The organism is Pseudomonas parafulva NBRC 16636 = DSM 17004 (assembly GCF_000730645.1).
GTDB lineage: Bacteria > Pseudomonadota > Gammaproteobacteria > Pseudomonadales > Pseudomonadaceae > Aquipseudomonas > Aquipseudomonas parafulva.
Window position 1 is genome coordinate 197,185 of sequence record NZ_BBIU01000007.1, and the last position, 19,265, is coordinate 216,449.

At 64.5% G+C, this 19,265-nt stretch carries 17 protein-coding genes and 1 riboswitch; of the genes, 7 read left to right on the top strand and 10 right to left on the bottom strand.

The annotated features are described in order from the left end of the window. Positions 1 to 25: 25 nt before the first annotated feature. Genes PPA02S_RS06600 through cobW form a run of 3 tightly spaced genes read right to left on the bottom strand, consistent with a single transcriptional unit; the run spans position 26 to position 5,876 of the window. Positions 26 to 1,042: a magnesium chelatase ATPase subunit I gene (locus PPA02S_RS06600; protein ID WP_028633875.1), complete on the bottom strand. Its 1,017-nt coding sequence runs from the start codon at positions 1,040 to 1,042 to the stop codon at positions 26 to 28. A gap of 1 nt (position 1,043) precedes the next feature. Next, on the bottom strand, positions 1,044 to 4,805 hold the full coding sequence (cobN, locus tag PPA02S_RS06605) for a cobaltochelatase subunit CobN (RefSeq protein ID WP_028633874.1): 3,762 nt from the start codon (positions 4,803 to 4,805) through the stop codon (positions 1,044 to 1,046). A gap of 3 nt (positions 4,806 to 4,808) precedes the next feature. Then, positions 4,809 to 5,876, bottom strand: a complete 1,068-nt coding sequence (cobW, locus tag PPA02S_RS06610) for a cobalamin biosynthesis protein CobW (protein ID WP_028633873.1) — start codon at positions 5,874 to 5,876, stop codon at positions 4,809 to 4,811. A gap of 100 nt (positions 5,877 to 5,976) precedes the next feature. Beyond that, positions 5,977 to 6,187: riboswitch (cobalamin riboswitch) on the bottom strand. A 203-nt stretch (positions 6,188 to 6,390) separates the two neighbouring features. Here cobW and PPA02S_RS06615 point away from each other — a divergent pair. The 3 genes from PPA02S_RS06615 to PPA02S_RS06625 all read left to right on the top strand — a co-directional run bounded on the left by PPA02S_RS06615 (position 6,391) and on the right by PPA02S_RS06625 (position 9,951). After that, positions 6,391 to 7,968 (top strand): ATP-binding cassette domain-containing protein, encoded by a 1,578-nt coding sequence (locus PPA02S_RS06615; RefSeq protein WP_028633872.1) that lies wholly within the window; start codon positions 6,391 to 6,393, stop codon positions 7,966 to 7,968. Between the two features lie 126 nt (positions 7,969 to 8,094). Beyond that, the gene (locus tag PPA02S_RS06620; RefSeq protein WP_028633871.1) at positions 8,095 to 9,114 is read left to right on the top strand and encodes a branched-chain amino acid aminotransferase; all 1,020 of its coding nucleotides are present in this window, start codon (positions 8,095 to 8,097) and stop codon (positions 9,112 to 9,114) included. 117 nt (positions 9,115 to 9,231) lie between these two features. Continuing rightward, complete coding sequence (locus PPA02S_RS06625) at positions 9,232 to 9,951, top strand: TorF family putative porin (RefSeq protein WP_028633870.1); 720 nt, start codon at positions 9,232 to 9,234, stop codon at positions 9,949 to 9,951. Here PPA02S_RS06625 and PPA02S_RS06630 read toward each other — a convergent pair. The 4 genes from PPA02S_RS06630 to PPA02S_RS06645 all read right to left on the bottom strand — a co-directional run bounded on the left by PPA02S_RS06630 (position 9,948) and on the right by PPA02S_RS06645 (position 12,255). After that, positions 9,948 to 10,820 (bottom strand): DMT family transporter, encoded by an 873-nt coding sequence (locus PPA02S_RS06630; protein WP_028633869.1) that lies wholly within the window; start codon positions 10,818 to 10,820, stop codon positions 9,948 to 9,950. The genes PPA02S_RS06625 and PPA02S_RS06630 overlap by 4 nt on opposite strands. Positions 10,821 to 10,908: 88 nt before the next feature. Further along, a complete protein-coding gene (locus PPA02S_RS06635) occupies positions 10,909 to 11,340 on the bottom strand; it encodes a RidA family protein (protein WP_028633868.1) in 432 nt (143 codons plus the stop codon). A 170-nt stretch (positions 11,341 to 11,510) separates the two neighbouring features. After that, entirely contained in the window at positions 11,511 to 11,723 is a 213-nt protein-coding gene (locus tag PPA02S_RS06640) for a PLD nuclease N-terminal domain-containing protein (RefSeq protein ID WP_028633867.1), read from the bottom strand. Positions 11,724 to 11,781: 58 nt separating this feature from the next. After that, entirely contained in the window at positions 11,782 to 12,255 is a 474-nt protein-coding gene (locus tag PPA02S_RS06645; RefSeq protein WP_028633866.1) for a hypothetical protein, read from the bottom strand. 160 nt (positions 12,256 to 12,415) lie between these two features. Here PPA02S_RS06645 and PPA02S_RS06650 point away from each other — a divergent pair, with 160 nt between their 5' ends. After that, positions 12,416 to 13,423, top strand: a complete 1,008-nt coding sequence (locus PPA02S_RS06650) for a GlxA family transcriptional regulator (protein ID WP_028633865.1) — start codon at positions 12,416 to 12,418, stop codon at positions 13,421 to 13,423. Between the two features lie 26 nt (positions 13,424 to 13,449). Here the strand turns inward: PPA02S_RS06650 and PPA02S_RS06655 are convergent, their stop codons facing one another. After that, complete coding sequence (locus PPA02S_RS06655; protein WP_028633864.1) at positions 13,450 to 14,121, bottom strand: TetR/AcrR family transcriptional regulator; 672 nt, start codon at positions 14,119 to 14,121, stop codon at positions 13,450 to 13,452. Between the two features lie 96 nt (positions 14,122 to 14,217). Then, positions 14,218 to 15,099 (bottom strand): NHL repeat-containing protein, encoded by an 882-nt coding sequence (locus tag PPA02S_RS06660; RefSeq protein ID WP_028633863.1) that lies wholly within the window; start codon positions 15,097 to 15,099, stop codon positions 14,218 to 14,220. A 197-nt stretch (positions 15,100 to 15,296) separates the two neighbouring features. Here PPA02S_RS06660 and PPA02S_RS06665 point away from each other — a divergent pair, with 197 nt between their 5' ends. From PPA02S_RS06665 to PPA02S_RS06675, 3 genes are all read left to right on the top strand, one after another. After that, positions 15,297 to 16,277, top strand: a complete 981-nt coding sequence (locus PPA02S_RS06665; RefSeq protein ID WP_028633862.1) for an aliphatic sulfonate ABC transporter substrate-binding protein — start codon at positions 15,297 to 15,299, stop codon at positions 16,275 to 16,277. Positions 16,278 to 16,294: 17 nt separating this feature from the next. Beyond that, positions 16,295 to 17,686, top strand: a complete 1,392-nt coding sequence (locus PPA02S_RS06670; protein ID WP_028633861.1) for an LLM class flavin-dependent oxidoreductase — start codon at positions 16,295 to 16,297, stop codon at positions 17,684 to 17,686. A gap of 106 nt (positions 17,687 to 17,792) precedes the next feature. Beyond that, positions 17,793 to 18,629 carry a bifunctional allantoicase/(S)-ureidoglycine aminohydrolase gene (locus PPA02S_RS06675; RefSeq protein ID WP_028633860.1) on the top strand — a complete coding sequence of 279 codons (837 nt, stop codon included), beginning with the start codon at positions 17,793 to 17,795 and terminating at the stop codon, positions 18,627 to 18,629. Between the two features lie 57 nt (positions 18,630 to 18,686). Here the strand turns inward: PPA02S_RS06675 and sodC are convergent, their stop codons facing one another. After that, positions 18,687 to 19,202 carry a superoxide dismutase family protein gene (gene sodC / locus PPA02S_RS06680; RefSeq protein WP_028633859.1) on the bottom strand — a complete coding sequence of 172 codons (516 nt, stop codon included), beginning with the start codon at positions 19,200 to 19,202 and terminating at the stop codon, positions 18,687 to 18,689. Positions 19,203 to 19,265: the final 63 nt, after the last annotated feature.

Consider the following 19,265-nt stretch of genomic DNA (forward strand, 5'->3'; position numbering starts at 1 on the left):
ACCCGGGCAGGTGATTGACGGATGCTCAGGGCTTTTTTGCCCAGTTCGGCACCTCGCGCCTTGGCCCAGCCGCCACAGGCTGGGGCGGCAAGGCGCCCCAATCCCCGTGGCCGCCCTTTTCCCCAGGCTGGCTGGCGCCTGGCACCTCAGGCTGCGCTGGCGCCGGCGCTGCGGGGGGGGTGGCCTGGGGGGCGTGGCGGCGGCGATGGCGCAAGGCAAATTCCGCGACCGCCTCGATGTCCACCTGCTCTATGGCCTGGCCACCCCGCCAGGCACTGTGCGCTCGGGCAGCCCGCAGCCACACCAGGTCGGCACGCAAGCCGTCGACCCCGGCGGCATAGCAGCGCTCGGTAATCAGCGCCAGGGCGTGGTCGTCAAGCGGGATAGCAGCCAGGGCCTGTCGCGCCGCCTGGCAGCGCTCGCGCAACTGCGTCTGAGCCTGCGCCCAGTGGCTGCAAAAAGCCTGCGGATCACTGTCGAATGCCAGGCGCCGGCGGATGATCTGCTGGCGTGCCTGGGGCTCCGGCAACCCTTCAAGGGCCACGTTCAGGCCAAAGCGGTCGAGCAACTGCGGCCGCAGCTCGCCTTCTTCCGGGTTCATGGTGCCGATCAACACGAAACGGGCACTGTGGCGGTGAGAGATACCGTCCCGTTCGACCCGGTTGGTGCCACTGGCAGCCACATCGAGCAGCAGGTCCACCAGGGTGTCGGGCAGCAGGTTCACTTCATCCACGTACAGCACGCCGCCGTCGGCCTGTGCCAGCACGCCCGGCGAGAACTGCGCCTTGCCCTGCCCCAGTGCCGCATCGAGGTCCAGCGTGCCAACCAGGCGCTCTTCACTGGCACCCAACGGCAACGTCACGAATGGCCCTTCACCGAGCAGGTCGGCCAGGCCACGGGCCAGGGTGCTCTTGGCCATGCCACGCGGGCCTTCGATCAGTACGCCGCCGATCTTCGGGTCGATGGCGGTCAGGCACAGGGCCAGCTTCAGGTCGTCGGCCCCCACCACGGCCGCCAGGGGAAATTGCACGGGGTCACTCATTTCAAGCCTGTTCCTCGCCATCGAGCAGTTGTTCTTCCAAAGCCTCGCGGTAATCGCCCGGCGCCTGCCACAGCCCACGCTGCTGGGCCTCGAGCAAACGTTCGGTGAGGTCGCGCAGGGCTTCGGGGTTGTGCTCGCGCATGAAATCGCGGGTTGCCGGGTCCAGCACGTAGGCGTCAGCCAGCGATTGATAATGATGGTCGTCGATCAGGTGCGTGGTGGCGTCGAACGCGAACAGGTTGTCCACGGTAGCTGCCATTTCGAACGCGCCCTTGTAGCCGTGGCGCTTTACGCCGTCGATCCACTTCGGGTTCAACGCGCGCGCGCGGATGACCCGGTTGAGTTCTTCCTTGAGCGTGCGAATACGCGGCCGGTCCACCTGGCTGTGGTCACCGTGGTAGCTGGCCACCGGCGCCCCAACCAGGGTTTCGGAGGCTGCCAGCATGCCACCCTGGAACTGGTAGTAATCGTTGGAATCGAGCAAGTCGTGCTCGTGGTTGTCCTGGTTCTGCAACACCGCCTGCACACGTGCCAGCCGTTGGGCAAACTGCGCCCGGGCTGGCGTGCCTTCGTCGCTGGCGCCATAGGCATACCCGCCGTGGTTCAGGTACACCTCGGCCAGGTCTTCGCGGGTGTGCCACAGCTGCCCGTCAATGGCGTTCTGCACCCCGGCGCCGTAGGCACCGGGCTTGGCCCCGAATATACGCCAGCCCGCCTGGCGGGCCGCCTGCTCGGCGCCCACGCCCTGCGCCTGCAGGGTTGCCCGTTCGCTGCGCACGCGGGCTGCCAGCGGGTTGAGGTCGTCGGGTTCGTCCAGCCCGGCCACCGCCTGCACTGCGGCGTCGAACAGGCGGATAAGGTTGCCAAACGCATCGCGGAAAAACCCTGACACGCGCAGGGTGACGTCAACCCGCGGCCTGTCCAGCAGGCTCAGGGGCAGGATTTCAAAATCGTCCACGCGCTGACTGCCCGTGGCCCACACGGGCCGCACGCCCATCAGTGCCATGGCCTGGGCGATGTCGTCACCGCCTGTGCGCATGGTCGCCGTGCCCCACACCGACAGGCCCAACTGGCGCAGGTGGTCGCCATGCTCCTGCAGGTGCCGCTCAAGGATCAGGTTGGCGGACGCGAAGCCCAGGCGCCAAGCCGTCGTGGTGGGCAGGTTGCGTACGTCCACGGTATAGAAGTTACGGCCCGTTGGTAGCACGTCGAGCCTGCCACGGCTGGGCGCGCCACTGGGCCCGGCCGGCACGAAGCGGCCGGCCAGTGCCGCCAGCAGGCCATGCACTTCTGCTGCGCCACAGGCGTCCAGGCACGGCGCGACTGATTCGCGCAGGGCCTGGATCACCTCATGCACGGGCTGCCACAGGTCCCCATCCGGGTAGGGGACTACGCCTTCCAGCGCTTGCTCGATCATCTGCAACGCCAGTAATTCCAGGCGCTCGCGGGTGTCGCCGCAGGTGCGCCACGGCGCCTCGCAAATGCCCTGCAACTGGGCTGGGCGCGCGCCCTGCCAGGGCTCACCCAAGTCGCAGTCGAGCGGGTCGAACCCCGGGACCAGCACCTTGGCCAGGGCCCGTAACAGGCTGGCGTTGCCACCCCGGCCATCTGCGCGCTCCACCCGCAGCAGCGCCAGCAGTGTGTCCAGGCGCAGTCGGCCCTGAGGCGATTGGCCGAAGACATGCAGGCCGTCGCGGATCTGCGACTCCTTGAGGTCACACAGGTAGGTGTCCAGACGCGGCAACCACACGGTCGCATCGTCCAGTTGCCCCTCCAGTTGCAGTTCCCGGTCGATGTGGTTGGCCTTGACCAGTTCGAGGATGTCGCGCTGAAGCTCCCGCGCCCGGCGAGGGTCCAGCAACTGCGCTTCGTAGAACTCGTCCGCCAGTTGTTCCAGGTGGCGCAGCGGGCCGTAGGTTTCGGCCCGGGTCAGCGGCGGCATCAGGTGGTCGATGATCACCGCGTGGGTGCGGCGCTTGGCCTGGGCGCCCTCACCCGGGTCATTGACAATGAACGGGTAGACATTCGGCAGCGGGCCGAGCAAGGCATCTGGCCAACAGGTTGCCGACAGCCCGACCCCTTTGCCAGGCAACCACTCGAGGTTGCCGTGCTTGCCAACGTGGATCACCGCATCAGCGGCGTAGACGTGACGCAGCCAGAAGTAGAAAGCCAGGTAACCATGAGGGGGCACCAGGTCTGGGTCGTGGTACACCGCACTGGGGTCCACCTGGTAGCCCCGCGCCGGCTGGATGCCGACGAAGGTCAGGCCAAAGCGCAGCCCGGCCACCATCAACCGGCCGCTGCGGTACCTCGGGTCCTGCTCGGGTGGGCCCCAACGCTCCAGCACAGCCTGCCGGTTAGCCTCGGGCAGGCGCTCGAACGCGGCCAGGTAGTCGGCCATGCCGAGGCTCTGCGCGCAGGGCCGCATGTCGAGCTGGTCCAGGTCGTTGGTGACGCCGCCGAGCAGCGCATGAATGAGTTGCGTGCCGCTGCCGGGCAGATCCGCCAGGGGGTACCCCTCGGCGCGCAGCGCCTGGAGGATAGTGAGCGCGGCAGCGGGCGTGTCCAGGCCTACGCCGTTGCCGATGCGGCCATCGCGGGTCGGGTAGTTGGCCAGTATCAGCGCCACACGCTTCTGGCCGTTGGGCAAGCGCGCCAGCGCCACCCAGCGCCTGGCCAGTTCGGCGACAAAGTCCATGCGCTCAGGGTGGGCGCGGTAGCACACCACATCAGACTGGCTGCGCTCGCTGTGCCAGGCCATGTCCTTGAAGCTGACCGGGCGGGTAATGATGCGCCCGTCCAGTTCAGGCAAGGCAATATGCATGGCCAGGTCGCGTGCGCCCAACCCCTGTTCGCTCGCTTCCCAGCCTGGCTGGTTATCCTGCGCGCAAATCGCCTGCAGCACCGGTACGTCGCGCCGCAGTGGCCGAAGGTTTGGCCGCTCCGGGCTGGACAACGCAAACCCGGTGGTATTGAGCACCACCTCAGCGCCCACTTCATCCAGCCATGCCTCCACCTGCTCGAGGCAGGCGGGCTCTTTCAGGCTGGCAACGGCGATGGGTAGCGGGTTAAGGCCGGCGGCTTGCAGGCGTTGACAGAACACGTCAATGAACGCGGTATTCGCCGCCTGCAAGTGAGAGCGGTAGAACAGCACCGGCGCGACCGGGTGCTCAGGGTGCCAGTGCGGGTACCAGTCCTCCAGCGCGGCGCTGCCCTTGGCCGGGTGATACACCGTGGTGCGTGCCAGGGGCTGTGGCTCATCCCAGGCATACTCGCGGCCCAGCCATTGGCTGGCCAGGCAGTGGAACAGGTTGAGGGCATTGGCCTTGCCGCCCTGGCGCAGGTAGTGCCAGAGGCGCTCGGCCTGCTCGCCCTGCACCGTGCCAAGGCCGGTCAGCTCGGGGTCGGGGCGATCGTCGCCGGGTACCAGGATCAACTGCACGCCGCGGGCGGCCAGGCCAACCAGTTGCTCCACACCATAACGCCAGTAGCCGACACCGCCGTGCAGCGACACCAGGATCACCTTGGCGTGCTGCAGCACCTGGTCGACATACAGGTCAACCGACGCATGGTTCTGCACCTGCATGGGGTTGGCCAGGCGCAGCGTGGGGAAATCGTCAGGCAGTTGCTCGGCACTGTCGGCGAGCAACGCCAGGTGCGAATCGCCGCTGCAGAGAATTACCAGCTCGGCAGGTGTCTGGCCAAGGTCGGCAATGCTGTCGTCCGGCACGAAGCCGCCGGGCTGGGTCCGCAGCAAGTGCATGGGTCAGGCGCCCAGGGCCTGGCGCAGGCGGGCTTCCAGCTGGGCTGCATCCAGTTCCTGGCCAATCAGCACCATGCGCGTCACCCGCGGCTCATCAGCGCGCCACGCACGGTCGAAGTGCTTGTCGAAACGGGTACCCACCCCTTGCACCAGCAGGCGCATCGGCTTGCCGGGTACGGCGGCGAAGCCTTTGACACGCAGGATGCCGAACTCCACCACCAGTTGGGTCAGGGCCCCCAGCAGCAAGGCTTCATCGGCTTCGGGCAAGTCGATGGAAATGGAGTCGAAGGCATCGTGGTCATGGTCGTCATGGTCATCGCCGTCGTGGTGGCTGTCATGGTGCGTGCGGCGGCCGTCGATGTGCACTTCGGACTCCGCGCCCATGCCTAGCAGTACCTCCAGCGGCAGCTTGCCGCTATTGGCCTCGACGACCTTCACTGCCGCTGGCAGCTCTTCGGCGACTTCGGCGCGGACCTTGGCCAGGCCCTCGGCATCGATCAGGTCGGCCTTGTTCAGAACCACCAGGTCGGCACTGGCCAACTGGTCGGCGAACAGCTCGTGCAGTGGCGATTCGTGGTCCAGGTTAGGGTCGAGCTTGCGCTGGGCGTCGACCTGCTCCGGGTAGGCGGCGAAGGTGCCGGCAGCCACTGCCGGGCTGTCGACCACGGTAATGACCGCATCGACGGTGCAGGCATTGCGGATTTCTGGCCACTGGAAGGCCTGGACCAACGGTTTGGGCAAGGCCAGGCCGCTGGTTTCGATCAGGATGTGGTCCAGGTCGCCGCGCCGCGCCACCAGTTCGCGCATCACCGGGAAGAACTCTTCCTGAACGGTACAGCACAGGCAACCGTTGGCCAGTTCATAAACCCGGCCGGTGGCCTCTTCTTCGGTGCAACCGATGCTGCACTGCTTGAGAATGTCGCCGTCGATGCCCAGCTCGCCGAACTCATTGACGATAACCGCAATGCGGCGGCCCTGGGCGTTGTCGAGCATGTGCCGCAGCAACGTGGTCTTGCCCGAGCCGAGGAAGCCGGTGACGATGGTGACAGGTAGCTTGGCCAGTGTTTTCATGTCGCGTTGCCCTTGGCAGAGTGGCGCGGGCATGCAGGACGACAGCCCGCGGCCATGCTGGCCGGGCGTGTTCGCCACCGGATCACCCCGCCCGGTTTAAAGTCGAAAACGTGTCGAGGCAGGTCTCCTGGCTTGCACCGTTCCAGCGCTCTGCAATGGGAACAGGCTGGGGGGATGACGCCTTCCCGCGCAGTGGCGCAGTGGCTGTGTCGATCCGTAAGGTGCTTACAGTTGCGGGGGCAGCCGCGGCTTGAACCGCGTTCCCGTCTTAGCTTCGGTCTGGCCGAAGAACCTCGAACCGGCAAGGCTACGCAGTGGCTGGCAGGTGGTCAACCACTGCCGGCCGTTGCTGGCGAGTCGATGCACTTTACCCTCTGCCGATTCTCCGCTAGGGTGGTCTCTCCCCTGCCACGAGGTGTTCGTCCAATGCGCCATTGATGCCGCCGTCTGTCCGACGGCCAGCCTTCAGCCTCCGGTTCACTCCGGAGATGTCGCGGCATTCGTGGAGTTGCTCATGACCGACCCATCTATCCTGACGCTCGACAGCGTCACCCTGGCCTTGCCCGATGGCAGGCTGTTGTTCCACAACCTCAACGCCACTTTCGACCGCAGCCGCACCGGCCTGGTCGGACGCAATGGCGTGGGCAAGAGCCTGCTTGCCCAGGTAATGGCCGGCCAGCGCGCGCCCAGCAGCGGTACCTGCCAGCGCCAGGGCCACGTGCATCTGCTGGGCCAGCAGGTAATCGAGCACAGTGCCACTGTTGCCGACCTGGCCCAGGTGGGCCCGGTGATCGCAGCCCTTCAACGCATCGAACAAGGCAGCGTAGATGCCGCAGACTTCGACACCGTGGGCGAGCGCTGGGGCATCCGCGAGCAGTTGCAGGCACTGCTGCAACGCCATGGCCTGGGCCAGCTCGACTGGCGCACGCCTGCGCGCTGCCTGAGTGGTGGCCAGGCCATGCGCGTGGCGCTGATCGGGGCCTGGCTGAGTGACGCGGACTACCTGATACTCGACGAGCCCAGCAACCACCTCGACGGCCCTGCGCGCGCCGAGCTGCTGGGCATGATCAAGGCCTGGGACCGCGGCATGCTGGTCATCAGCCACGACCGCACACTGCTGGGGCACATGGCGCGTATCCTTGAGCTGTCCAGCCTGGGCCTGCGGGCGTACGGCGGGGATTACAACCACTACCTGGCGCAGAAAAGTGCCGAGGCAACCCACGCCGAGCAGCACCTGGCGCACCTTAAACGGCAACAACTTCGCCAGGCCCGTGACCGCCAGCAGCAGCGCGAAAACCTTGAGAAGGCCCAGGCCCGGGCGGGGCGCACCGCCAAGGTTGCCAACCAGGCCAAGATCATTGTCGACCGCCGCCAGCAGGTGGGCCAGGCCACGCTTGGCAAACAGCGCCGCCAGCACCTGAGTGCCGAGCAGGCGATGCAGGCTGAAATCCGCACAGCAGCGGGTGATACCGAACAGTGCAGCACTATCCACGTACACGCCCCTACCCCGCAGCGCCATGCCGGCCGGCAGGTGCTGGCCCTGCAAGACCTGCGCTTGCCCCACGGTACCCAGCAGCCCGTCACAATGCGCATGCAGGTTGGCCAGCGGTTGGGCCTGGTGGGGGCCAACGGCAGCGGCAAGTCCACACTGCTGCGCATGATCCACGGGCAACTGCCCTCACCAGGTGGCAGCCTGGTGCTCAGTGGCGAAGCCGCCCTGCTCGACCAGCATTGCACCCTGCTGAACGGCACCGACAGCGTGCTGCTACACCTGCAACGGGCCAACCCGGCACTCGACCAGGGCGAGCTGCGCAGCCGGCTGGCGCAACTGGGCCTGGACGCCACCCGCGTGGGCCTGCCCAGCAGCCTGCTCAGCGGAGGTGAACGCATGAAGGCCGCACTGGCGGCGATCCTTTATCGCCAGCAGCCCTTGGACCTGTTGTTGCTGGACGAGCCCGGCAACCACCTGGACCTGCCCTCGCTCGAGGCCGTGCAGGCGATGCTCGGGCAATATCGCGGGGCCCTGATCATCGCTTCGCACGACGCCATCTTGCTTGAGCAACTGGCCCTGGATGAGTACCTGAAACTGTAGAGGCAGCCGACAACGCGGCATTTTCCGACTGGCCGTTCCCGATCCGCTGCGGATGTATTATGGTGGCGAGGTGCGCATATAACAGCAGCCCGAGCGATCGGGCACTAGCAAGACAACGAGGGTGTCATGAGCAACGAAAGCATTAACTGGGACAAGCTCGGCTTCGACTACATCAAGACCGACAAACGCTACCTGTCTGTCTGGCGCAATGGCGAGTGGGACAAAGGCACCCTGACCGACGACAACGTGCTGCACATCAGTGAAGGCTCCACCGCCCTGCACTACGGCCAGCAGTGCTTCGAAGGCCTCAAGGCCTACCGCTGCAAGGACGGTTCCATCAACCTGTTCCGCCCGGACCAGAATGCCGCCCGCATGCAGCGCAGCTGTGCGCGCCTGCTGATGCCCCATGTTCCCACCGAGGTGTTCATCGAGGCCTGCAAGCAGGTGGTCAAGGCCAATGAAAAGTTCGTGCCGCCCCATGGCAAAGGTGCGCTTTACCTGCGCCCGTTCGTGATTGGCACCGGTGACAACATTGGTGTGCGCACTGCACCGGAATTCATCTTCTCGGTGTTCGCCATCCCGGTGGGCTCGTACTTCAAAGGTGGCATGAAGCCGCACAACTTCCAGATTTCCAGCTTCGACCGCGCGGCCCCCCAAGGCACAGGCGCAGCCAAGGTCGGCGGCAACTACGCGGCCAGCCTGCAACCTGGCGCTGAAGCCAAAAAGGCAAACTTCGCCGATGCCATCTACCTCGACCCGCTGACCCACAGCAAAATCGAGGAAGTGGGCTCTGCTAACTTCTTCGGCATTACGGGCAACAACGAATTCGTCACCCCGAAGTCTGCCTCGGTACTGCCGGGCATTACCCGCCTGTCGCTGATGGAGCTGGCGCAATCGCGCCTGGGCCTGACGGTGGTCGAAGGCGATGTGGAGATCAGCAACCTGGACCGTTTCGTCGAAGCCGGCGCCTGCGGTACCGCTGCGGTGATCACGCCCATCGGCGGCATCGAGTACAACGGCAAGCTGCATGTGTTCCACGACCTGGAGAAGGTCGGCCCGGTTACCCAGAAGCTCTACAACGAGCTGACCGGCATCCAGAGCGGTGACGTGGAAGCCCCAGCAGGCTGGATCGTCAAAGTCGCCTGATCCGCGGCTGCGCAGCCTGCAAGGGCTGCGCAGCAGCATCGGTTCAGAACGGTTTTCATGCACGCCCCGTGCAGGTATCCTTGGCCGCTCAAACGCAAGCCTCCCAGGACGAAGACCATGACCAGGCCCCTTCTGTTGCTAGGCGCTGCATTGCTGTTCAGCCCGGCGCTAATGGCGCAGCAGATGAAACGTGAACTGGGCGACTTCAACTTCACGCTCGGTACCACCCCCTCGCGCAGCATGGCCCAAGGGCTGATCTCACCCAGCGCCACCGGCGCCTTTCATGGCGGGCTGGACCTCAGCCATGCCAATGGCTGGTACCTGGGCCAGTACGCACCCAGCATGGGCGTAGCGCCCGGCTCCACCCTGCGCCTGGACAGCTACATCGGCTACAAACACCACTTCGACAGCACCTTGGGCTACGAAGTAGGCCTTATCCATTACAGCCAACCCAATATCGCGGGCGCCGACAGCCACGCCTTGTATGGCGGTATTTCAGTTCTGGGAAGCCGTTTTGGCGGTGCGCTGCGCGACAACCCCAGCAACCGTACCGGCACCCTGTTCGCTGATTTCGGCCAGATCCCCCTGCTGAACGCCGACTTGACCGTTAAGCTGGCCCACCATCAGTTGGGAACACCCTTCACCATTGGTGACGGCAGCCAGGTCAGCGCGTTTTCTGACTGGTCCCTGGAGCTCTCCCGCCCCTGGCTCGGGATCGACCTCAACCTGATCTACAGCAATTCCAACCTCAACGGCGGCGGTTGTGATGCCTATGCCGGCATCAATACCTACTGCGAAAGCGTGGTCACGCTCAAGGCGCAGCGCAGTTTCTTCTAGCGGCGCGGGCTCAGGGCCAGGGCGATGCCGCCGAGCACGACCGCGCAAGCCAGCGCCAAGCGCAGGGACAACGGCTCGCCGACCACCAATACCCCGCCCAAGGCCGCGATAACCGGCACGCTGAGTTGCAGGGTGGCGGCCTGCTGCGCACTGATCCGGCGTACCACGCTGTACCACACCGCGTAGCCCGCCCCTGACGCAATGGCGCCAGAAGCGAGCCCGTAGCCAAAACCCGAAAGCGACAATTGCAGGCCACTGCCCATCCACAGCATCGGGGCCAGCAGCACCAGGCATGCCAAGCTGCGCACGAAGTTGCCTGCGGTGTCAGCCAATGGCCGTGGTGAGCCTTTGCCCAGCAAGGTGTAGATGCCCCAGGCCACCCCTGCAAGCGCCATCAACAAGGCACTGGACAACCCCGGCGCCGCCGCACCAGGCAACAACAACACGAGCAGCCCCGCGAATGCCAATGCCATACCGGTCAGCACCCGCAGCGTTATCCGCTCACCCCTGTACCAGGCAAAGCCGAACATGGTGATTTGCACGGCGCCAAACAGCAGCAGCGCGCCAGCGCCGGCACTGAGCTGCACATAGGCAGCAGAGAACAGAAAGGCGTATAGGAACAGCGCCAGCGCCCCACGCCAGCTGCCACCCAGGCTCGAGGCGGGCTTGCGCAGGCGGGTTAGCAGCAACAGAAACAGGGCACCGCCGACCAGGCGGATGACGGTGAAGCTCACGGGGTCGGCTGCCCCGCCCTTCAACGCGAGGCGGCAAAGCACGGAATTGGCGGCAAATGCCACCAGGCTGAACAGTGCTGGCCCGAGCCAGGCTACGATCTGGTCGCCCGGGCGCGTGGTAGTGCCTGAACCCATGGTGTGGCCACCTCTGAGAACGGTTTGCGGTCATGCCAGCGGCAGCTGGCTTCTGCAGAGGGGTATACCGCAGAGTATGACGGTGCCGCTACCTACCTTGGGAGGAGGCTGGCGCTACCGCCACTGCATCGATCTCAATCAGCATGCCATCCAGGGCAAGCCGCGGCACGGGGATCAACGTGCAGGTTGGCTTCATGGCCGTACCCCACGCCCGGTCCGCTTCTGCCACCCACTCGGCCAGGCGCTCCTGGCAGTGGTCGACGATCAGCAGGGTCAGCTTGCACACGTGCCCCAGGCTGGCGCCACCGGATGCGAGTGCCAGCTCCAGGTTGGCCAGCGCCTGCCGCGCTTGGTCCTGGAAATTGGCTGACAATACCCCCTCGGCGCTTTCGCCCCCTTGGCCTGCAATGAACAGCAAGCGGCTGCCCGCAGGCACTTGCGCAACATGGGAGTAGCCATTGCCAGTGGGGTCGTAGAGGCCTTGCGGATTGCTCAGAACAACGGTAGCTGGGTCAGTCACGGTGCGCCCTCGGTCGTTTGATGTGAGCCGGGAGTATCAGACCTCAAGCGTGCTTAAGGTCAAGCGTGATCGTGCCCAAACGAAAGCGCCCGTGCCAGGGCACTTTGCCTTGGCACGGGCTGCAATCACAGCGTTCAGTGTTTAAACAGGGGCGCGCTACTAGATGCTGCCTACTTCTCTTCCAGCACTGAGCGCCCTTTGACGGCGCGTGGCCCGCGTACCGCCCAGGCCAGAAGGCCCAGCACAGGCAACCAGACTACAACGATCACCCAGAGCATCTTGCGCTCTGCGCGTCGGTCGCTGCCGATGATGTGCCAGATGGCCCACGTCTCCAGCAGAACCACGAAGATTGCGACGAAGAACCACATTGTTCCGATTTCCATGAGCATCCTCCCAATGGCACTTACTGTATTGGTGCACGCCGAGGGCTCAGGGTTCCGTTCATTGTGTGGCCTGGGCCTGCTCAAGTGCCGAGCGCAGTGCCTGCGCGTCGGCGAAGCTGCGTTGGCTGACCCATGTGCCGCGGTCCAGTTGCAACCACTGCACCTGCCCTGCCTCACCCTGGTATCGGCTGGCTACCTGCCCCTCTCGATCAAGCAGTACACGGTAAGTGTAATCGCGCATTGCGGGGACGGCGAACAGCTTGCTGATCAGGGCTGGCATGCGCTGGATATCAGCCACGAAGACTGCGTGCCGGGCCTCCAGATACCCTTTGGGCAGTTCGGCCATGGCGGCCTTGACCAGCTTGGCGCCGTCCATGTCACGCGCCACCAGCAGAATGCGGGTGTCTGCATCCAGGGTGTACGGGCGGTCGTATTGGTCCAGCAAGGTCCAGGGGGCCAGCTTGCTGCCCGGCTCGGCAGCCTGCGCCCACAGCGGTAACAGACAAAACAGAAGGGCAACGGCGTATTTCATGAGGGCGTCCTCAGTGGCGGGGACGCCAGCATAACCACAATGCGTGCCGCCAGACAGCGTGCCTGTACGCGACCTGCACATAGACACGCCCACCCAGGCGATTGTCTTTCGCCGGGGCACCGGCCACACTCAGCGGGCCAGCCAGCAAGCGGAGTCCAGAGTGGCCACAGCACGTCAGTTCAGCAAGAAGACCAGTACCAGCAACATGCTGAGGCTGAAGTCTGCCAGCGCCAACGCGCTGACACCCTATCGGGTTGATTTCGTCCTGCTCGAACACTTCTCCATGGCCAGCTTCACCGTGGCCATGGACGTGCTGGTCACGGCCAACCTGCTGCGCGCTGACAGCTTCCAGTTCACCCCGCTGTCCCTCGACGGTGACCGGGTACTCAGTGACCTGGGGCTGGAACTGGTGGCCACCGAACTGTCGCCCCAGGCACTCAAACACCTGGACCTGCTGGTGATCTGCGGCGGCCTGCGCACACCCCTGAAATACCCGGAGCTGGACCGCCTGCTGGACGACTGCGCCAGCCAGGGCATGGCCCTTGGCGGCCTGTGGAACGGCGCCTGGTTTCTCGGCCGCGCCGGGGTGCTGGACGATTATGGTTGCAGTATCCACCCCGAACAACGCGCCAGCCTGTCGGAACGCAGCCCGCAGACGCGCATCACCCCGGCCAGCTTCACGCTCGACCGCGACCGCCTCAGCGCCGCCAGCCCCAATGGGGCCATGGAACTGATGTTGGGCCTGGTGCGCAGGCTGTACGGTGACGGCCTCGCCGAGGGTGTAGAGGAGATTCTGTCGTTCTCGGGCGCCCGCTACAGGCAGGTTGGCCCAGGCGCGAAAAAATCGATGAGCCTGCACCTGCGCACCATTGTCGAGCTGATGGAAAACAACCTGGAGGAAACCCTCAGCCTCGACCAGCTGGCGGCCTACAGCGGCCGCTCGCGGCGGCAGATCGACCGGCTGTTCCAGGCGCAGCTGGGGACGTCACCCCGTCGGTACTACATGGAGCTGCGCATCACCAAGAGCCGCCGGCTGCTGCAGTATTCCGACCTCTCGGTGATGGAGGTGGCCGTGGCCTGTGGCTTTGTGTCGGTGTCCCACTTCAGCAAATGCTACGCAGCGTATTTTGGCTACCCGCCTTCACGTGAACAGCGGCTGGGGGACTGAGCCCCCCATTGCACAGGTGGGCCGGCTCAGGCGCGGATGTACCCCAGCACTGCGTCGCAGATCATCGCCTTGTGGCGCTGCTTGATGTCGTCGTCCAGCAAGTCGATCTGGAAGATCTCACCGAAGGTATGCCGGTTGGACACCCGGTAGAAGCAGAACGCGCTCATCAGCATGTGCAGGTCGATCACCTGAATGCCTGCGCGGAACACGCCTTCCTGCACGCCCCGCTGCAAGGTGTTGCCCAGCGCCTGCAGCACCAGGCTACTCATTTCGCGAATGACTGGTGACTGCTTGACGTATTCACCGTAATGGATGTTTTCGGTGCAGATGATCCGCACGAAGTCGACATTGCGGTCATGGTGATCGAAGGTGAACTCCACCAGCCGGCGGATGGCCTGCTCGGCCGGCAACGATTCCAGGTCCAGGCTTTGCTCGGTCTTGCGAATGTCGCCATACAGCTTGACCAGGCACTCGCAATACAGCTGCTCCTTGCTGCCGAAGTAGTAGTAGATCATGCGCTTGGAGGTTGCGGTGCGTTCGGCAATGGCATCCACCCGTGCCCCAGCCAGGCCCTGCTGGACAAACTCGATGATGGCGGCCTGCAGGATGTCCTCACGGGTTTTTTCGGGGTTGTTCTTGCGCGTGCGGCGCCCCCGCTCTTGTTCGTGCGTGCCGGGGCTGACTATGGAATCACTCATACCACTCACAGGCTCTTTATTGGAATGTGCGCGGATTATCCGTGAGCCGGGCGGTGCAGGGAAGCGTGGCGTTAGTCGCTGGGCTGCCGCCTGCCATCACTGGTTGGCGGCCTGGGTGGGCTCGGCGGGCGGTGCCAAATGCAGTACGCGGTTGCGCCCACCTTCGGCGAGCAGGTAACCCCCTTTGCCGTCGGCCACGATCGACTGCGGCGCCTTGAGGAACGACAGCACGGTCTGCTGCGTGCCATTGGGGCGGATGCGCAGCAGCCGGGCCCGATGGGTGTTGTCTTCGCTGATCCACAGGCCCCGCTGGTCGCAGTACAGGAAGGTGGGGTTGCTAAGGCCCTCGACCACGACCGGGTCTTTGCCGTCCTTGGACAATGCCCTCACCCGGCCATCGGCCTTTTGGGTGTACAACAGGCGACCGTCGCACCGGGTAAGGCCTTCGGCTTCGGTCAAACCCGAGCGCAGCACATCGACGTGCCCGTTACGCCAGTCATAGCGCATCAGGCGGCCATCGCCCTTGCGGTCTTCAACAGCGTACAGGTGGTCACCCTCATTCCACAGGCCCTGTACGGCGATGCCGTCGAACAACGGCGTTACCTGGCCGTTACGGGCCAGGCTGACCGGCGCAAGCCCCCCTTCCTGGCTGAACACCCAGCCACCTCTTGCGGCGACCATGCCGTCCGGTTTGGACAATTGATCGATGAGCACTTTGCGCTCGCCGTCGGCGGTGATCCGCAGGATGCTGCCGCGGCCGTCATCCAGTTCACGGCTGACCAGCAGGCTGCCGTCGGCCTGCGGCAACAGCGATGCCGCCTTGGCGACATCCGTGTGCAGCACGTCTACATCCCAGCCAGATGCGGCTTGTACGGGGTAGAAACTTTGCCAGGCAAAAAAGCCGAGGGTGGCGATCACCAGGCCAGAGGTGGCGGCAAAAGCCAGGCGGGTGCTGCGCTTGCGCAGAGTCAGCGGCATACAGGGGCTCCATTATTCTGCGCGAGATCCTACCAACCAGATGTGAAAAAAATGTCGAGCGCAGGACGATCATTAAAAAACAAAAGGATATATAAATAACAAAATGATATAGCCATTAGAAATATATAAATTGAAAGTTTGTGGTTGGCTGCTTAGGTTTGACGGCATTCAATACACCTCGCAACAGGAGACCTGACATGCCCAATCGCGTTTTTTCACCCCTGCGCCGCCTATTGGTGGGCGGTCTGCTGGCAGGCCTTGCCGGCGCACTGCTCCCTACCTCGTCAGCCGTGGCCGATGAGGCCAAAACCCTGCGTATCGGTTATCAGAAGTTCAACAGCATCAACATCCTCAAAGGCAGTGGCGCACTGGAAAAAGCCCTGGCACCCCGAGGCGTGACAGTGAGCTGGCATGAGTTCGCTGCCGGGCCGCAGTTGCTCGAAGCCCTTAGCACAGGCGCCATCGACCTCGGCCATGCAGCGGATGCCCCCTCGGTCTTCGCCCAGGCTGCCGGCAAGCCGGTGGTCTACCTGGCTGCCGAGCAGCCTTACCCACGTGGCATCGGCCTGGTGGTGCGCGAACAGGACCAGCTGACCGCCGTGCAGGACCTCAAGGGCAAGCGCGTTGCCACCGGCCGCGGCTGGAACGCCCAATACCTGCTGGCTGTGGCCTTGCAGCAGGCCGGCCTGAGCTACCAAGACATCACACCCGCCTATGTCAACAACGCCGCCGATGCTGTGGCGGCGCTGCAATCAGGTAGCGTACAGGCGGCGACACTGTGGGACCCGTTCCTGGCTGCCGCCGAAAGGCAGCCCGGCCTGAAAAACCTGCGTGATGGCACCGGCCTGTCCAACAACCGCACCTTCTACCTCTCCACTACCCCATTTGCCGACCAGAACCGCGCCTTGCTCAAAACGTTCTTCGCCGAGCTGGCCAAGGTCAGCCAGTGGGCCAATACCAAGCCGGCCGACGTCGCGGCCTTGCTGGCGCCACAGCTGGGTATCAGCGCCAGCGTGCTGGAGGTGGCCAGCGAAAGGCGCAACTACAATGCCGTGCCCATCACGCCACAGATCGTTGGCGAACAGCAGAAGCTGGCGGACACCTTCCAGGGGCTTGGCCTGATTCCGCGCAAGTTGCGGGTGGCCGATGCGGTTTATCCCACTTCCGTACTGCCTTGAACCGGAGCCTGCCTGCCATGCCCCGCCCTATCCGCTTCAATGCGTTCAGCATGAATGCCGCCAGCCATCAATCCCCCGGCCTGTGGCGCCACCCACGCAATACCAGCGTGGCTTTCAACCAACTGGGCTACTGGACCGACCTGGCCCGGCTGCTGGAAAAGGGCTTGTTCGATGCGCTGTTCATCGCCGACGTGCTGGGTATCTACGATGTCTACCAAGGCAGCGCGGATGCGGCGTTGCGCGGTGGCGTGCAAGTGCCGGTGAATGACCCGTTACTGCTGGTGCCTGCCATGGCAGGCGTTACCGAGCACCTGGGCTTTGGCGTGACCTTTTCCCTCACTTATGAACACCCCTACCCGTTCGCACGGCGCATGTCCACGCTCGATCACCTGAGCAATGGGCGCGTGGGGTGGAACATCGTGACCGGCTACCTGGACAGCGCCGCCCGCAACCTGGGGCTGCCCAGGCAATTGGGGCACGATGAACGCTATGACCTGGCTGAAGAGTACCTTGAGGTGCTGTACAAGCTTTGGGAAAAAAGCTGGGAGGATGATGCCGTGGTACTGGACCGTGCAAGCGGCCGTTACACCGACCCCTCGCGCGTGCACCCCATTGAACATGCTGGGGAGCACTTCCAGGTGCCGGGCATGCACCTGTGCCAGCCGTCGCCACAACGTACACCGGTTCTGTTCCAGGCCGGTGCGTCGGCACGCGGTCAGCAATTTGCGGCGCGGCATGCCGAATGCGTGTTCATTAGCGGGCCGACGCCGACGGTGCTGCGCCGCTACGCCGACGGCGTGCGCCAGGCCGCTGCGGCGGTGGGTCGTGGCCGTGATCAGGTGCTGATCTACGCCCAGGCGCTGCTGATCGTTGCGCCTACCCATGACGAGGCCCAGGCCCGCTTCGATGAGTACCGCCGGTACGTGGACCTGGATGCTGCATTGGCGCTGCTGTCCGGGTGGACGGGCATCGATTTCGCAGGCCTGGACCCTGACGCGCCCATCGAATACGTGGAAAACGACGCCGGCCGCGCGGCGCTGGCGGCCTTCACCGCGGCCGACCCAGAGCGGCGCTGGACGGTTGCCGAAGCGGCACGGTTCATTGGCCTGGGTGGGCGCGGCCCGGTACTGCTCGGCACGCCGGCAGAGGTGGCTGACCAGCTGGAGCACTGGATGGACCAGACCGGTATCGATGGTTTCAACCTGACCTATGCCGTACAGCCGGACGACCTGACCCACGTTGTGGAACTGCTGGTGCCGGAGTTGCAGCGGCGCGGCCGCTACCCGCTGCAATATGCCGACGGTACGTTGCGCAACAAGCTGTTTGGCAACGGTGACAGGCTGCCCGGCCAGCACGTGGGGCAGCACGTCAGTATTCAGCCAGCAAATACCGGGTATTCCAACATTTAATTTGTGGATGCGCACGGCTCGCCCCTATTCTGTCGCCACGTCCCCTGCGCCGCACCGGCCGGTGCGGTTCACGGCATGGGGATAGAACAACAAGTCGAGATCATCCATGTCGAAACACACCTACTTCGCCCCCCACGGTGGGCACCCGGCTCAAACCGAGCTGCTGACTGACCGTGCCATGTTCACCGAAGCCTATGCTGTGATTCCCAAAGGCGTGATGCGTGACATCGTCACCAGCCACCTGCCCTTTTGGAACAAGATGCGCATGTGGGTCATCGCCAGGCCTTTGACCGGTTTTGCCGAAACCTTCTCTCAGTACATCGTCGAAGTCGCACCGGAAGGCGGCAGCGAGCGGCCTGAACTGGACCCCAACGCAGAAGCGGTGGTGTTCATCGTCGAAGGTGAACTGGATATCACCGTGGAAGGCAAGCACCACACCCTGGTGCCGGGCGGGTATGCATTCCTGGCCCCGGGTGCTGAATGGAGCCTGCGCAACAACAGCAAGGCCAACGTCACATTCCACTGGCTGCGCAAGCACTACCAGAAGGTGGAAGGCCTCGACGTGCCTGAATCGTTCGTGACCCACCGCGACAACGCCACCGTCATCGAAATGCCCGGCACCGAAGGCCGCTGGATTACCACGCGCTTTGTGGACATGGCCGACATGCGCCATGACATGCACGTGAACATCGTTACCTTCCAGCCAGGCGGCGTGATCCCGTTCGCCGAAACCCATGTGATGGAACATGGCCTGTACGTGCTGGAGGGCAAGGCGGTTTACCGCCTGAACCAGGACTGGGTCGAGGTGGAAGCTGGCGACTTCATGTGGCTGCGCGCCTTCTGCCCGCAAGCCTGCTATGCCGGTGGCCCAGGTAACTTCAGCTACCTGCTGTACAAGGACGTGAACCGCCACGTACACCTGACGCTGAACCCCAAGCGCTGATGCATCGGGGCCGCTTGCCGGCCCCGACTGCGCGAGAAGCGCCCGTTTGCGGCGGGGTTACTGAACGACCCCGCACGCCATCCGCGCACCACCGCCACCCAGCTTCTCAGGGTGGTCGCTGTGGTTGTCACCGCCGGCATGCACCATCAGGGCATGGCCTTTGAAGTCCTCAGCCTTCAGGCGCGGCGCCAGTACCGGGTAGGTTGCCTTGCCATCTGCACCTACATAGAGGGCAGGCAAGTCACCGCGGTGGCCGCTGTCATCGTACGGGCCTTTGTGTGCGTTGGTTTTGTCTGGGTCCCAGTGCCCACCGGCAGCCCCCGCCGGTACGGCCTTGCCGGCGTCTTCAGACGGCGCGCAGGATGCATTTTGATGCAGGTGGAAACCGTGCACGCCAGGCGGCAGGTCCGTCAGATCAGGCGTGAGCAAGGTGCCATACTTGTTCTGCTCGATGCTGATGGTGCCGATCGACTTGCCTGGGCCGTCGGGGCCTGCGAGCTTCAGCTCCACCGTCTGCGCGGCCTGGGCAAGGCCGGTGGTGGCCAGCAATGCGGCGAATACAGCTGCTTTCATAGGGGTTCTCCTTGGCTGAAAAGGGCGGGCGTCGTACCCACGTAAAGCATGGGACTACGCCCC

Excerpts from the sequence above, each read along its gene's own strand:
- PPA02S_RS06600 (WP_028633875.1), bottom strand. The coding sequence starts at position 1,042 with ATGAGTGACCCCGTGCAATTTCCCCTGGCGGCCGTGGTGGGGGCCGAC.
- cobN (WP_028633874.1), bottom strand. The coding sequence starts at position 4,805 with ATGCACTTGCTGCGGACCCAGCCCGGCGGCTTCGTGCCGGACGACAGC.
- cobW (WP_028633873.1), bottom strand. The coding sequence starts at position 5,876 with ATGAAAACACTGGCCAAGCTACCTGTCACCATCGTCACCGGCTTCCTC.
- PPA02S_RS06615 (WP_028633872.1), top strand. The coding sequence starts at position 6,391 with ATGACCGACCCATCTATCCTGACGCTCGACAGCGTCACCCTGGCCTTG.
- PPA02S_RS06620 (WP_028633871.1), top strand. The coding sequence starts at position 8,095 with ATGAGCAACGAAAGCATTAACTGGGACAAGCTCGGCTTCGACTACATC.
- PPA02S_RS06625 (WP_028633870.1), top strand. The coding sequence starts at position 9,232 with ATGACCAGGCCCCTTCTGTTGCTAGGCGCTGCATTGCTGTTCAGCCCG.
- PPA02S_RS06630 (WP_028633869.1), bottom strand. The coding sequence starts at position 10,820 with ATGGGTTCAGGCACTACCACGCGCCCGGGCGACCAGATCGTAGCCTGG.
- PPA02S_RS06640 (WP_028633867.1), bottom strand. The coding sequence starts at position 11,723 with ATGGAAATCGGAACAATGTGGTTCTTCGTCGCAATCTTCGTGGTTCTG.
- PPA02S_RS06645 (WP_028633866.1), bottom strand. The coding sequence starts at position 12,255 with ATGAAATACGCCGTTGCCCTTCTGTTTTGTCTGTTACCGCTGTGGGCG.
- PPA02S_RS06655 (WP_028633864.1), bottom strand. The coding sequence starts at position 14,121 with ATGAGTGATTCCATAGTCAGCCCCGGCACGCACGAACAAGAGCGGGGG.
- PPA02S_RS06660 (WP_028633863.1), bottom strand. The coding sequence starts at position 15,099 with ATGCCGCTGACTCTGCGCAAGCGCAGCACCCGCCTGGCTTTTGCCGCC.
- PPA02S_RS06665 (WP_028633862.1), top strand. The coding sequence starts at position 15,297 with ATGCCCAATCGCGTTTTTTCACCCCTGCGCCGCCTATTGGTGGGCGGT.
- PPA02S_RS06670 (WP_028633861.1), top strand. The coding sequence starts at position 16,295 with ATGCCCCGCCCTATCCGCTTCAATGCGTTCAGCATGAATGCCGCCAGC.
- PPA02S_RS06675 (WP_028633860.1), top strand. The coding sequence starts at position 17,793 with ATGTCGAAACACACCTACTTCGCCCCCCACGGTGGGCACCCGGCTCAA.
- sodC (WP_028633859.1), bottom strand. The coding sequence starts at position 19,202 with ATGAAAGCAGCTGTATTCGCCGCATTGCTGGCCACCACCGGCCTTGCC.